This is a genomic window from Serratia sp. 25CWL12, from assembly GCF_055790885.1.
On sequence record NZ_CM147698.1, the window covers coordinates 3,446,653 to 3,459,682 of the forward strand.

Here is a 13,030-nt window from a genome sequence, read left to right on the forward strand (position 1 = left end):
GGAGCACCATCATGGCTAAATTTACTCAACATACTGGCTTGGTGGTCCCTCTGGATGCAGCCAATGTCGATACCGATGCCATTATCCCGAAACAGTTTCTGCAAAAAGTCACGCGTACTGGCTTTGGTCAACACCTGTTCAACGACTGGCGCTTTCTGGATGATGCCGGTCAGCAACCCAACCAGGAGTTTGTCCTGAACCAACCCCGCTATAAGGGAGCCAGCATCCTGTTAGCGCGTGAAAACTTCGGTTGTGGCTCATCCCGCGAACATGCGCCATGGGCTTTGGCCGATTACGGTTTCAAAGTAGTGATCGCACCGAGTTTCGCGGATATTTTTTACGGTAATGCCTTCAACAGCCAACTGTTACCCGTCAGGTTGAGTGAGCAAGATGTCGACACCTTATTCAAACTGGTGGCCGAGCAAGAGGGTTGCGAGTTTGTCGTCGATCTGGAAAACCAGACAGTGACAGCAGGAGGTAAAAGTTACCCGTTTGAGATCGACAGCTTCCGTCGTCATTGTATGATTAACGGTTTGGACAGTATCGGATTAACGTTGCAGCACGAAGCGGATATCGCGCGCTTTGAAGCTCAGCGCCCGGCATTTCTGAACTGAGTACGACTATACTCAAGTTCAATGAAGTTGCAGGTAGGCGGCGACACAGCGAATCCCCAGGAGCTTGGCCTACCAAGTGACTGGGGTGAGTGAGGAAAGCCAACACCGCTGCAGCTTTATTGACGACGGGGATAGATCACCCGCCTTAATGGCGGGTGATCATTAACCTGCTTACCAGTAACCCAACCACTTCCACCAAAAACCGCCGATCACCATCCAGATCAGCAAGTTAACGACGCTCATCACAAAGCCCGTTTTCCACCATTCCCCCAGAGTGGCATAACCAGACCCAAAGATAATCGGTGCGGTGCCAGTCCCGTAGTGGGTTAATGACATCATCAGTGAAGAAGAGAAAGCCAAGATCAACCCTAGCAGTGCTGGCGGAGCGCCAAGGGCAATACCTGCGGCAAAGAAAGCGGCAAACATGGCGGTAACGTGGGCGGTGGTACTGGCAAAAAAGTAATGTGAATAGAGATAAACCAGCGTGAGTAAAATGGTGCCACCAATCCAACTCATCCCCAGATGCTCAATGCCCGCCCCCACCGTTTGTGAAAGCCAAGCGATTAACCCGAGTTTACCGAGATAAGTCGCCATCATCACCAATGCAGCAAACCAGACCACGGTATCCCAGGCCCCTTTGTTTTTGAGCACATCGTCCCAAGTCAGTACCCCGGTTATCAACAAGATAGATAAGCCAACGGCAGCTGTCGTTGTGGGGTTAACTACCCAGGTTGCGCCAAAAATCATGGCAGGGCCCCCAGCCCATAGCAGCAACAATAAGAGAAATACACCCAAGGTGATCTTTTCCGGTACCGTTATCGCCCCTAGTTCCCGGAGTTTATCCTGCGCAAAACCAGGGGCATCAGGGGTTTTTGTAATTTCCGGCGGATACAGCATATAAATCACTAACGGCATCACCACCAGCGAACAGATAGCGGGTAACAAGGCGGCAACCGCCCACATGGTCCAAGTAAGCTCGAATTGCGAACCTGCTCCTTTGGCGATTAAATTAACAATCAATGGGTTAGGTGCTGTGGCAGTAATAAACATCGCTGAGGTGATCGGGTTAGCATTGTAGTTCACCAACGCCAGATAACGACCAATCTTGCCAGACGTCTGTAATTCTGGCTTAGAACCAAAACTGTCGGCAATGGACCTCATGATAGGGTGGATAATCCCACCACCACGCGCCGTATTACTTGGTGTTACTGGTGCAATAACGGTTTCTGCCAAGGTTAAGGCATAGGCGATCCCCAGCGTTTTTTTGCCAAACAGAGAAATAAAGTAATAGCCGATACGTGCCCCTAAGCCTGTCTTACTGAGGCTCAGAGAGATCAACATCGAGAAGCCAATTAACCAGATAAGTTGATTGGAAAAACCACTCAGCGCATCATCCAATGCCGCCCCGGGCTTATCGGGGTTAGTCACCCCAGTCAGCGCCACCAACGCAATAGCAATGATGGAAACCGCACCAATGGGCATCGCCTTGCCAATGATGGCAATGATAGTACCAATAAATAATGCCAACAGATGCCAAGCATTAGGAGCAACCCCTTCAGGTACCGGGATCACAAACCAGATAAGTAGAGCAACAATAACGGCAAAGAGAGAAGGTACAATCTTTGGGGGAGTCAGTTTATCCATAACATATCCATTCTTTATCCCCGCCGTGCTTCAAACTGCTGGAGTATTAGCTACCGGCAACTTAAATTAGCTGGAATATAGGTTGATTAACATCTTGGCAGCAAGATAGTAAATTGCGTATAATTCGTGCGCTAAATCACTTTTATTCTAGGGCGTTAAGCGACTCTTTCTCAATAAAATACATGAAGTAACAGTGGCGTGACACATCCCCCGTCACACTTCCTGTACTTTTCATCCCCCCTATTTTCTCCCATACCCTAGCCAGCTCAACAATATTTATGCCGCGTGTCATCTTTGGCGTTGCAAAAATCAGAGGATTACATTCTAAAACGGAAGAAAAAGAGAATACGGCTTGAATGGCGGCGGCTGGGGGACAATAAAAAAACCAGTGAGTCTCCCCACTGGCTGGTGAAAAACACCATTACTCAGAAACTGTTACCGTCCGCGACTCTCTTTATCATTCAGTGACGGGGTATCCCACTGCAACAAGTGGGCGAGGATATTCAAGCGCGCCTCCATCGGCACCGCCTTCAGCCAATTTGCTTTCTGTTGTTCGATATTAGCGAAATAGCCCTGATAAAATTGTTTGGCTAAAAAAAGGTTCATCAATCTCCCTCCGCTGTTTCAACTAACCACATTATCAGCGTAATATAGGGGAAGATAAATTGACGAATTGCACCCAGAGAGTTCCTCTTTTATGTCCACTTCGCGCTTGCAACAACAGTTTATTCGCCTATGGCAACACTGCCACGGGCAATCTATTGAAACCACACTGCAAGAACTGGCACAAGTACTCTGCTGTTCACGCCGCCATGTCCGTTCACTACTCAGTACCATGCAACAACAAGGCTGGCTGAGCTGGCAAGCCGAATCCGGGCGCGGTAAACGCTCACGCTTAAATTTTCATTACACCGGTCTGGCCTTACAGCAACAACGAGCTGAAGAGTTATTAGAACAGGATCGCATCGATCAACTGGTGCAACTGGTGGGCGATAAAAATGTGGTTCGCCAGATGCTGCTCTCTCAGTTAGGACGCAGCTTCCGCCAAGGTAAGCATATCTTGCGGGTCCTCTACTATCGCCAACTTGACAATCTGCTGCCCGGTTCAGCGCTACGCCGCTCGGAAACCCATCTGGCCCGGCAGATTTTCAATGGGTTAACTCGCATAAATGAGGAAAATGGGGAACTCGAACCGGACCTCTCACATCATTGGCAAACCATCAGCCCGTTACATTGGCGTTTTTATCTGCGCCCGGCGATTCATTTTCATCATGGCCGCGAGCTGGAAATGGAGGATGTCACCTATTCGCTAAGCCGTCTTATTTCTCAGCCCCTGTTTTCACATATTGACCGGGTAGTTTCCCCTACGCCTTATGTTATTGATGTCCATCTCCATACCCCTGACTATTGGCTGCCCTGGCTGCTGGGAAGTGTACACGCCATGATCCTGCCACGGGAATGGCAAAGTCTGCCAGACTTTTCCCGCCATCCGGTGGGTACCGGGCCTTACCGGGTGGTGCGCAATCATCACGGCCAGATGAAAATTCATGCTTTTGATGACTATTTCGGTTATCGCGCTCTTATCGATGAAGTTAATATCTGGCTATTGCCGGAAGTGGCAGAAGAACTGATCCATCCCGGTGTACAGCTACAGGGGGATGATAGCGGTAAAAATGAACTGGAAAACCGGCTAGAAGAAGGCTGCTACTTTCTACTGTTTGATCAGCGCTCCCCTCTGGCTTCAGATGCCGAAATCCGCCATTGGCTCTGTGCGTTGTTCAACCCTATTGCACTGCTTAACCATGCAAGTTCAATCTATCAACGTTACTGGGCACCGGCCTATGGTATGTTGCCACGCTGGTTGCATAACCGCACCTTCGAGCCCCCTCAAAAACCAGCAAACCTGACCACACTGACACTGACCTTCTACGGTGAACACTCCGAGTTTCATGCCATCCAGCAAGCCATTGGGTCGCTGCTGGCAGAACACCACATCACCCTCAAGGTACAAACCATCAGCTACGACGCCTGGCATCAAGGCGAGGCAGAAAGTGACCTGTGGCTGGGCAGTGCCAACTTTACGCTACCACTGGAGTTTTCCCTGTTTGCTACGCTGTATGAATTACCGTTGATTCAGCATTGCCTGAATGAAGATATGGCACAAAATGCCCTATTATGGCGAGATAACCGCCTATCAATTGCAGAATTCAGCCAGCGGCTAGTGAGCAGCCATCAGTTGCACCCTTTGTTTCATCACTGGTTACAACTGCATGGTCAATGCAGCATGCGCGGAGTGCGAATGAATACGCTGGGCTGGTTTGACTTTAAATCTGCCTGGTTTGCACCACCCGAAGTTTAACCGCCCTCCCAAAGGAACTGTTCTTTTACGGCACATGGGATAATCGGCTTTCACCCGCATCCATTAGCCTTTACAATAGCGCCGTCTCAACGGGGTGCGGAAAATCCCCATCGTTGCCTGAAACGCAACGGACTGTGCCCAACGGGGTGTTGCTCAATACAATGCAACACCTGCACAGCCAGTTTTTCCGCTGAGAGTACACCCGTCGAACCTGATCCGGTCAATACCGGCGGAGGGATTTGAGTACTGCGTTGTTGCTCTGCTATCAATTTCCAGTGGCTACCAACAGGTAAGCACCTGAATTAGCCAAGATGCTGACTAAGCTATTGGTTAATTTGAAATAAGCTAGTGAACCCGCCCTCAGATACCTTTGCCCCTTATTTTTCAGGAGTGCAAAGTGGTCAAGAAATACCTACCTTGTTTATTACTGTTATTAACCATGCCAGCCTTGGCGAAGCCAACACTGACGGTCTACACCTATGATTCTTTCGCTGCCGACTGGGGCCCTGGCCCAGCAGTAAAAAAAGCGTTTGAAGCAGATTGTGATTGTGAGTTGAAATTCGTCGCGCTGGAAGATGGCGTTTCATTACTTAATCGCCTGAAGATGGAAGGTAGCAACAGCGCCGCCGATGTGGTTCTGGGGTTAGATAACAATCTTCTACAAGCCGCCCAGCAAACCGGTCTGTTCACCGCCAGCCAAGTGGACATCAGCAAGCTCAATATCCCAGACGGTTGGCACGACCAGACTTTCGTGCCTTATGACTATGGCTATTTTGCTTTCGTCTATGACAAAAACAAACTGAAGAACCCACCGAAAAGCTTAAAAGAACTGGTGAGTAGCGATCAGCCCTGGAAGATCATCTATCAGGATCCTCGCACCAGTACCCCGGGGCTTGGACTGCTGCTATGGATGCAGAAAGTCTATGGAGACGATGCACCACAAGCCTGGCAACAATTGGCAAAGAAAACCGTCACCGTCACCAAAGGCTGGAGCGAAGCCTATGGCCTGTTCCTGAAAGGGGAAAGTGATATGGTGCTCAGTTATACCACCTCCCCGGCCTATCACCTGATCGAAGAGAAAAAAGACCAGTATGCCGCAGCAAACTTTAGTGAAGGTCACTATCTGCAAGTGGAGGTAGCGAGCCGGCTGAAAGCCAGTAAGCAGCCTGAATTGGCAGAACGCTTTATGCAATTTATGGTTTCACCGGCATTCCAAAACACCATCGCAACGGGTAACTGGATGTATCCGGTCACCAATACGCCACTCCCGGCGGATTTCGAACAGATAATGGTGCCGAAAACCGCTTTGCAATTCAGTTCAGAAGAAGTAGCACAGCAACGTGGTAACTGGGTCCAGGCATGGCAAACCGCCGTCAGCCACTGATCGCCGCCTGGTTATGGCCTGGTCTGCTCGCCGCAGGCCTGATCCTGCTTATCGCGTTAGCCGCCATGGGTTCTCTATGGCGGCACGCCCCTGAAAGCAGCGGGCCTAACTTGTGGCAAGACCGTTATTTGTGGCATGTGGTGCGTTTCACCTTTTGGCAGGCGCTGCTATCGGCCCTGTTTTCTGTTTTCCCCGCCATCTGGCTTGCCCGGGCACTGTATCGTCGGCGCTTCCCAGGCCGCAATTTGCTGCTACGTCTATGCGCCATGACCCTGGTGTTACCAGTGTTGGTGGCGGTGTTCGGCATACTGAGCGTGTATGGTCGGCAAGGTTGGTTGGCGGCCCTATGCGCCTGGCTAGGGGTGGATTACCAGTTTTCACCTTATGGGCTGCAAGGTATTTTGCTGGCCCATGTGTTCTTTAACCTGCCACTGGCGACCCGTTTATTACTCCAGGCGTTGGAGAACATTCCGAGTGAACAACGTCAGCTAGCCGCTCAACTGGGCATGAACGGCTGGCAGCAGTTCCGTTTTGTCGAGTGGCCAGCACTTCGCCGCCAACTTTTCCCCAGTGCTGCTTTAGTGTTTATGCTCTGTTTTGCCAGTTTTGCCACCGTGCTGTCATTAGGTGGTGGGCCACAAGCTACCACCATCGAGTTGGCGATTTATCAGGCATTAAGTTACGACTATGATCTTAACCGGGCGGCCCTACTGGCATTAATCCAACTGGGGTTCTGCCTGGGATTGGTCATACTCTGCCAGCGCTTCAGCCAGCCATTACCTGTTGGCCATACCCGAGCACAAAGCTGGTTCAACCCAGAAGATAATCTTTGGCAACGCATCAGCGATACCCTGCTAATTAGCGCTGCCCTGTTGCTGCTGTTACCTCCACTGCTGGCGATTATTATCGATGGTGCCAACCAGGCGCTGCTTGAAGTGTTGCAACAACCCATCTTATGGCAGGCACTGTTCACTTCATTGCGTATTGCCATCGGCGCTGGCTTGTTATGCCTGGTGCTCACCATGATGTTGCTATGGAGCAGCCGTGAACTCAAATTACGACACCAAGCGGCCTGGGGCCAGACACTGGAACTCAGTGGTATGGTGATCCTGGCAATGCCCGGGATCGTCTTGGCTACCGGCTTCTTCCTATTATTAAGCGATACTATCGGCTTACCCCACTCCCCTTATGGGTTGGTGATACTGACTAATGCGTTAATGGCGGTGCCTTATGCGCTGAAAGTGCTGGAAAACCCGATGCGTGACCTGGCAGAACGTTACAATCCGCTCTGTTTGTCACTCGATATTCATGGCTGGCAACGGCTACGCTGGATTGAGCTGAAAGCCCTGAAGCGCCCCCTGACGCAAGCGCTGGCTTTTGCCTGTGTATTGTCAATTGGTGATTTCGGGGTGGTCGCCTTATTCGGTAACGAACAATTCCGTACTTTGCCGTTTTACCTTTATCAGCAGATTGGTGCCTATCGGAATAATGATGGTGCGGTCACTGCGCTGTTGTTACTGTTGTTGTGCTTCCTGCTATTTACCTTGATTGAACGCTTACCAGGCCGCCATGCTGACACTTGAAAAACTGACTTATCTGTATCAACACCTGCCGATGCGTTTTGACCTGCGCATACAACCGGGAGAGCGGGTCGCCGTGCTGGGCCCCAGTGGGGCGGGCAAAAGTACCCTGCTTAATCTGATTGCCGGTTTTCTTCCTGCGGCCAGTGGCAAGCTGCTGCTCAATGGTCATGACCATACCACTAGCGCCCCGGCTAAACGCCCGGTATCAATGCTGTTTCAAGAAAACAATCTGTTTGCTCACCTGACGGTGATGCAAAATATCGGTTTGGGGCTGGATCCGGGGTTACGGTTAAATAAGGCGCAAAAACAGCAGTTGGCGCAGATCGCTCAACAGGTGGGGCTAGAGGAGCTACTGCAACGCCTGCCATCGCAACTTTCCGGCGGACAACGGCAGCGTACTGCGCTGGCTCGCTGCCTGGTGCGCCAACAACCGATCCTGTTGCTTGATGAGCCGTTTTCTGCCCTTGACCCGGCGCTACGTAGTGAAATGCTGCAATTACTACAAGACGTCTGTCAGCAACGCCAGCTCACGCTATTGATGGTGTCGCACAATATTGAAGATGCCATGCGCATCGCCCCACGTACCTTGCTGGTGGTGGATGGCCATATTTATTATGACGGCTCAACTCAGGCGCTGGTGGAAGGGCATTCCGCAGAGGCCAGGATATTAGGCATCACCACCAAGTAGTGATCCAAGTCGCGTTTTTTCTCCTGCGTTGATAAATCTGTTGTGCGAACAATTCACTTATGGTTTTATGAAATCCTGTTTTTTACTAATGATGATAAGGTTCCCTGTGATCACATCCTCGCTGACTTCGACTCTACTAAGAACCGCGCTACCAGCCGCGGTGGTCGTCGTGTGTGTGGTGGTGGTCGTCGGCAGTGCGCCGTAGGGTCCGAATCAACACAACGATTCCCAAACCCCGCCGGCGCAAACCGGGCGGGGTTTCTTGTTTTAGTCCCCTGCCCAGAATGTGAACCGGCCCTGAGAAAAGGATAGGTACATGGCAATTTCGGGCACGCCTCACCAAGGCCAGCGCTTAACTGGCGCAGAGTTGGTCGTTCATCTGTTGGAACGTCAAGGTATTACCACCATTGCCGGTATTCCCGGCGGTGCTGCACTGCCGCTGTATGATGCGCTCAGCCAGAGCACGCGCATCCGGCATATTCTGGCACGCCATGAGCAAGGCGCTGGCTTTATGGCGCAAGGCATGGCGCGTGCTAATGGCAAAGCCGCGGTCTGTATCGCCTCTAGTGGCCCTGGTGCCACCAATCTGGTGACAGCCATTGCGGATGCCAAACTCGACTCCATTCCGCTGGTGTGTATCACCGGTCAGGTTTCTTCCTCAATGATCGGCACCGATGCCTTTCAGGAAGTCGATACCTACGGTATTTCTATCCCTATCACCAAATATAACTATTTGGTCCGTGATATCCGCGAATTGCCACAGGTAATCTGTGATGCATTCCGCATCGCTGAGTCTGGTCGCCCGGGCCCAGTATGGATCGACATCCCGAAAGACATTCAAACCGCCGAAATTACCTGGGATCAATTACCCCCGATTGCGGTACCGGACACGCCACCAGCCTTTGACCGTCATCAGGTTGAACAGGCCGCCGCGATGATCAACCAGGCTAAGCGCCCGATTCTCTATCTGGGGGGCGGCATTATCAGTTCACAGGCTCACCAGCCAGCACTGGAGATGGCCGAACGAGCCAACCTGCCGACCACCATGACGTTAATGGCACTGGGGGCGATGCCTGTAGAGCATCCATTATCTTTAGGCATGTTAGGGATGCACGCAGCACGCAGTACCAACTTTATCCTGCAGGAAGCCGACCTGTTAATCGTCATGGGTGCCCGTTTCGATGACCGGGCGATCGGTAAAACCGAGCAATTTTGCCCGAATGCCAATATTATTCATGTAGATATCGATCGTGCCGAACTGGGTAAAGTCAAACAGGCCAATATCGCCATTCATGGTGATGTTAACCAGGTACTGCAACAACTGTTACCGTTGATCGAAGCACAACCCCGTAGTCAGTGGCTGAGAATAGTGAACGATCTGAAGCGAGAGTTCCCGCTCAATATGCCGAATGTCGAGAACCCGTTGAGTCATTATGGGTTAGTCAAAGCGGCTGCTCGCTGCGTAGATGAAAATGCCATTATCACCACCGATGTGGGTCAGCATCAAATGTGGGTGGCCCAAGCTTACCCATTAAGCCGCCCGCGCCAATGGCAAACTTCCGGGGGGTTGGGCACGATGGGCTTTGGCCTGCCCGCCGCCATCGGTGCCGCACTGGCAGAACCGCAACGTAAAGTGTTGTGTTTTTCCGGGGACGGTAGCCTGATGATGAATATCCAAGAGATGGCAACAGCAGTTGAGCACAACCTGGATGTAAAAATCATTCTGATGAACAATCAGGCGTTAGGGCTGGTACATCAGCAGCAGACGCTGTTTTATCAGCAGCATATCTTTGCCGCCGCTTATCCCAAGCAGACTGATTTTTTGAAAATTGCCGCTGGTTTTGGCCTGGATACCTGTGATTTAAATGCCGCAGAGGATCCGCAAGCAGCCTTGATGGCGGCGATCCAGCGCCCGGGCCCTTGCCTGATCCACGCCCTGATTGATATTAATGAAAAAGTCTACCCAATGGTGCCACCAGGTGCTGCCAACATTGAAATGATTGGAGAATAAACCATGCAATCACTACAAAAAAATCCACAAGTGATCCTGGAACTGGCGGTGCGTAACCATCCCGGCGTGATGACGCACGTCTGCGGACTGTTTGCCCGCCGCGCATTTAACGTCGAAGGTATTTTGTGTATGCCACTCAAAGATGGCCAACAGAGTCGCATTTGGCTACTGGTGGCAGATGATCAGCGTCTGGTGCAGATGATTAGCCAGGTAGAAAAACTGGAAGATGTACTACAAGTGAAACGCCATAACGAAGATATTCGGGTATTTGAACAGTTGGAGGCGTTCTTCCAGTAGTTTCTGTTAGCGGATTTCAAGCCGTAGCGATACTCTGGTATCCGCATGCTACGGCTTGAAAAACGATAAACATAATATGACCGCTCCCCAACAAGGTTTTGTACTCACTCGCCATTGGCGTGATACCCCAGCCGGTACCGAAGTGGAATTCTGGTTGGCCACTGACCATGGGCCACAACGGCTACGGCTGCCCACCCAAACCTCAGTGGCGTTTTTTCCTGCCGAACAGCGTCAGCAAGCAGAATTGTTGTTGCGAGAAGAGCGTCATATCGAGCTAAAACCCCTGCAGCTACTGGATTTTCACCACCGCCCGGTGATTGGCCTCTATTGTCGCCAGTATCGTCAGTTGCTCAAGTTGGAAAAACGGCTAAAAGAAGCGGGAGTTCAGGTTTTTGAGGCCGACATCCGCCCACCAGACCGCTACCTGATGGAGCGTTTTATCACTGCTCCGGTGTGGTTCAATGGTCAACCTAGCGCAAATAATCTGTGGCTTAATGGCCAGATGAAACCCTTGGCCCACTATCGCCCGCCGTTAAAACTGGTTTCACTGGACATTGAGACCACCGCCCACGGCGAGCTTTATTCGATAGCCTTGGAGGGCTGTGGTCAACGCCAGGTGTACATGCTTGGCCCGGCTAATGGCAGTAACGAGCCGCTGGATTTCGACCTGGAGTACTGCAATAGCCGCCCACAGTTGTTGGAGCGCTTGAACCAATGGCTGGAACAGCATGACCCTGATGCCATCATTGGTTGGAATCTGGTGCAATTCGACCTGCGAGTGCTACAGAAGCATGCTGAACGTTATCAGATCCCACTCCATTTTGGCCGTGATGGTAACCTGCTGGAATGGCGTGAACATGGTTTCAAACAGAATCACTTCTTTGCCTCGGCGGCTGGGCGCTTGATTATTGACGGCATCGAAGCACTAAAGTCGGCAACCTGGAATTTCCCCTCTTTCAGCCTGGAGTATGTTGCTCAGACGCTACTTGGGGAAGGGAAATCCATCGACAACCCTTATCAGCGTATGGCAGAAATTGACCGCCGCTTTGCTGAAGATAAACCGGCTCTGGCGCGTTATAACCTGAAAGATTGTGAGCTGGTAACCCGTATTTTTGCCAAAACCGAATTGCTGCCCTTCTTGTTAGAGCGAGCAACGGTAACCGGGTTGGCCGCCGACCGCAGCGGGGGCTCAGTCGCCGCATTCAGCCATCTTTATATTCCCCGCATGCATCGGCAAGGCTATGTCGCCCCGAATCAAGGGGAATTACCGGAGGAACATAGCCCAGGCGGTTTTGTGATGGACTCACAGCCTGGCCTGTACGACTCGGTACTGGTACTGGATTACAAAAGCCTCTACCCCTCTATTATCCGCACCTTCCTGATCGATCCAGTCGGCCTGGTGGAAGGGATGCAGCAGCCTGACGATCAATTTTCAGTACCGGGATTTCGTCAAGCCCGTTTCTCACGCAGCAAGCACTGCCTGCCGGAGATCGTTCGCCAGATCTGGCACGGGCGTGAAGTGGCTAAACAGCAGCATAACAAACCGCTGTCACAAGCCCTGAAGATCATCATGAACGCGTTTTATGGCGTGTTAGGGGCCAGTGGCTGTCGCTTTTTTGATCCAAGGCTGGCCTCTTCCATAACCTTGCGGGGTCATGAAATCATGCGCCAAACCCGGCAATTAATTGAAGAACAGGGTTATCAGGTGATTTATGGCGATACCGACTCGACGTTTGTCTGGCTGAAAAAAGCCCATAGCGAACAGCAGGCAGTCGAGATTGGCCAGCAATTGACTGCCCACGTCAACCAATGGTGGCAGCAACATCTGCAACAACAATATGGCTTGGATAGTGCGCTGGAATTGGAGTTCGAAACCCATTACTCACGCTTTTTGATGCCGACTATCCGCGGTGCCGAGCAAGGCAGTAAAAAACGTTACGCTGGGTTGAGTATCCAGCCCGATGGCAGTGAAAACATGGTATACAAGGGGCTGGAAACCGTGCGTACTGACTGGACGCCACTGGCCCAGCAATTTCAGCAGCAACTTTATCAGCGTATCTTCAAACAGCAGCCTTATCAGGGGTTTGTTCGCGAGTATGTGGCTAAAACCCTCAACGGAGAATTTGACGATCAACTGGTGTATCGCAAACGTCTGCGGCGTAAGCTGGACGATTATCAACGCAACGTCCCCCCTCATGCGCGCGCAGCACGTATTGCTGATGACTACAATCGCCAACAAGGGCGGCCTTTACAATATCAAAACGGGGGTTGGATCAGCTATGTAATGACCTTGGCCGGGCCTGAGCCGCTGGAAACCCGGCACTCCCCCATTGATTACAACCACTATCTTGAACGTCAACTTCAACCGGTCGCTGACGCTATCCTGCCCTTCCTACATGATGACTTTGCCACCCTGATCACCGGGCAGATGGGGTTGTTCTGAGGAGAGA

The 13,030-nt window shown here is 51.5% G+C and carries 11 protein-coding genes and 1 riboswitch; of the genes, 9 read left to right on the forward strand and 2 right to left on the reverse strand.

Features of this window, described 5'->3' with window-relative positions; genetic code table 11:
• Window positions 1-11 precede the first annotated feature (11 nt).
• Entirely contained in the window at window positions 12-614 is a 603-nt protein-coding gene (gene leuD, locus ACX9GV_RS14875) for a 3-isopropylmalate dehydratase small subunit (protein WP_473196031.1), read from the forward strand.
• Window positions 615-785: 171 nt separating this feature from the next.
• Here leuD and ACX9GV_RS14880 read toward each other — a convergent pair whose 3' ends face one another.
• Together ACX9GV_RS14880 and sgrT are read right to left on the reverse strand one after the other, a co-directional pair.
• Window positions 786-2,258, reverse strand: a complete 1,473-nt coding sequence (locus ACX9GV_RS14880; RefSeq protein WP_473196032.1) for a DASS family sodium-coupled anion symporter — start codon at window positions 2,256-2,258, stop codon at window positions 786-788.
• A 435-nt stretch (window positions 2,259-2,693) separates the two neighbouring features.
• Window positions 2,694-2,864 (reverse strand): glucose uptake inhibitor SgrT, encoded by a 171-nt coding sequence (sgrT, locus tag ACX9GV_RS14885; RefSeq protein WP_473196033.1) that lies wholly within the window; start codon window positions 2,862-2,864, stop codon window positions 2,694-2,696.
• A gap of 91 nt (window positions 2,865-2,955) precedes the next feature.
• Here sgrT and sgrR point away from each other — a divergent pair, with 91 nt between their 5' ends.
• The 8 genes from sgrR (at window position 2,956) to ACX9GV_RS14925 (ending at window position 13,023) form a co-directional block, all read left to right on the forward strand.
• Window positions 2,956-4,617: an HTH-type transcriptional regulator SgrR gene (sgrR, locus tag ACX9GV_RS14890; protein ID WP_473196034.1), complete on the forward strand. Its 1,662-nt coding sequence runs from the start codon at window positions 2,956-2,958 to the stop codon at window positions 4,615-4,617.
• A gap of 132 nt (window positions 4,618-4,749) precedes the next feature.
• A riboswitch (TPP riboswitch) is annotated at window positions 4,750-4,873 on the forward strand.
• A gap of 141 nt (window positions 4,874-5,014) precedes the next feature.
• On the forward strand, window positions 5,015-6,001 hold the full coding sequence (thiB, locus tag ACX9GV_RS14895) for a thiamine ABC transporter substrate binding subunit (protein WP_473196035.1): 987 nt from the start codon (window positions 5,015-5,017) through the stop codon (window positions 5,999-6,001).
• On the forward strand, window positions 5,977-7,584 hold the full coding sequence (thiP, locus tag ACX9GV_RS14900) for a thiamine/thiamine pyrophosphate ABC transporter permease ThiP (RefSeq protein ID WP_473196036.1): 1,608 nt from the start codon (window positions 5,977-5,979) through the stop codon (window positions 7,582-7,584). The genes thiB and thiP overlap by 25 nt, the downstream gene beginning before the upstream one ends.
• Entirely contained in the window at window positions 7,571-8,272 is a 702-nt protein-coding gene (gene thiQ / locus ACX9GV_RS14905; RefSeq protein WP_473196037.1) for a thiamine ABC transporter ATP-binding protein ThiQ, read from the forward strand. The genes thiP and thiQ overlap by 14 nt, the downstream gene beginning before the upstream one ends.
• Window positions 8,273-8,363: 91 nt before the next feature.
• Window positions 8,364-8,477, forward strand: a complete 114-nt coding sequence (ivbL, locus tag ACX9GV_RS14910; protein ID WP_369794375.1) for an ilvB operon leader peptide IvbL — start codon at window positions 8,364-8,366, stop codon at window positions 8,475-8,477.
• A 111-nt stretch (window positions 8,478-8,588) separates the two neighbouring features.
• Window positions 8,589-10,283 carry an acetolactate synthase large subunit gene (gene ilvB, locus ACX9GV_RS14915; RefSeq protein WP_473196038.1) on the forward strand — a complete coding sequence of 565 codons (1,695 nt, stop codon included), beginning with the start codon at window positions 8,589-8,591 and terminating at the stop codon, window positions 10,281-10,283.
• Between the two features lie 3 nt (window positions 10,284-10,286).
• A complete protein-coding gene (ilvN, locus tag ACX9GV_RS14920) occupies window positions 10,287-10,580 on the forward strand; it encodes an acetolactate synthase small subunit (RefSeq protein WP_473196039.1) in 294 nt (97 codons plus the stop codon).
• 76 nt (window positions 10,581-10,656) lie between these two features.
• Window positions 10,657-13,023: a DNA polymerase II gene (locus ACX9GV_RS14925; protein WP_473196040.1), complete on the forward strand. Its 2,367-nt coding sequence runs from the start codon at window positions 10,657-10,659 to the stop codon at window positions 13,021-13,023.
• Window positions 13,024-13,030 lie beyond the last annotated feature (7 nt).

What these genes read in the sequence shown, in the direction of transcription:
- sgrR (WP_473196034.1), top strand. Translation starts at nt 2,956, where the DNA reads ATGTCCACTTCGCGCTTGCAACAACAGTTTATTCGCCTATGGCAACAC.
- ACX9GV_RS14880 (WP_473196032.1), bottom strand. Translation starts at nt 2,258, where the DNA reads ATGGATAAACTGACTCCCCCAAAGATTGTACCTTCTCTCTTTGCCGTT.
- thiQ (WP_473196037.1), top strand. Translation starts at nt 7,571, where the DNA reads ATGCTGACACTTGAAAAACTGACTTATCTGTATCAACACCTGCCGATG.
- thiP (WP_473196036.1), top strand. Translation starts at nt 5,977, where the DNA reads ATGGCAAACCGCCGTCAGCCACTGATCGCCGCCTGGTTATGGCCTGGT.
- ACX9GV_RS14925 (WP_473196040.1), top strand. Translation starts at nt 10,657, where the DNA reads ATGACCGCTCCCCAACAAGGTTTTGTACTCACTCGCCATTGGCGTGAT.
- ilvB (WP_473196038.1), top strand. Translation starts at nt 8,589, where the DNA reads ATGGCAATTTCGGGCACGCCTCACCAAGGCCAGCGCTTAACTGGCGCA.
- sgrT (WP_473196033.1), bottom strand. Translation starts at nt 2,864, where the DNA reads ATGAACCTTTTTTTAGCCAAACAATTTTATCAGGGCTATTTCGCTAAT.
- leuD (WP_473196031.1), top strand. Translation starts at nt 12, where the DNA reads ATGGCTAAATTTACTCAACATACTGGCTTGGTGGTCCCTCTGGATGCA.
- ilvN (WP_473196039.1), top strand. Translation starts at nt 10,287, where the DNA reads ATGCAATCACTACAAAAAAATCCACAAGTGATCCTGGAACTGGCGGTG.
- ivbL (WP_369794375.1), top strand. Translation starts at nt 8,364, where the DNA reads ATGATAAGGTTCCCTGTGATCACATCCTCGCTGACTTCGACTCTACTA.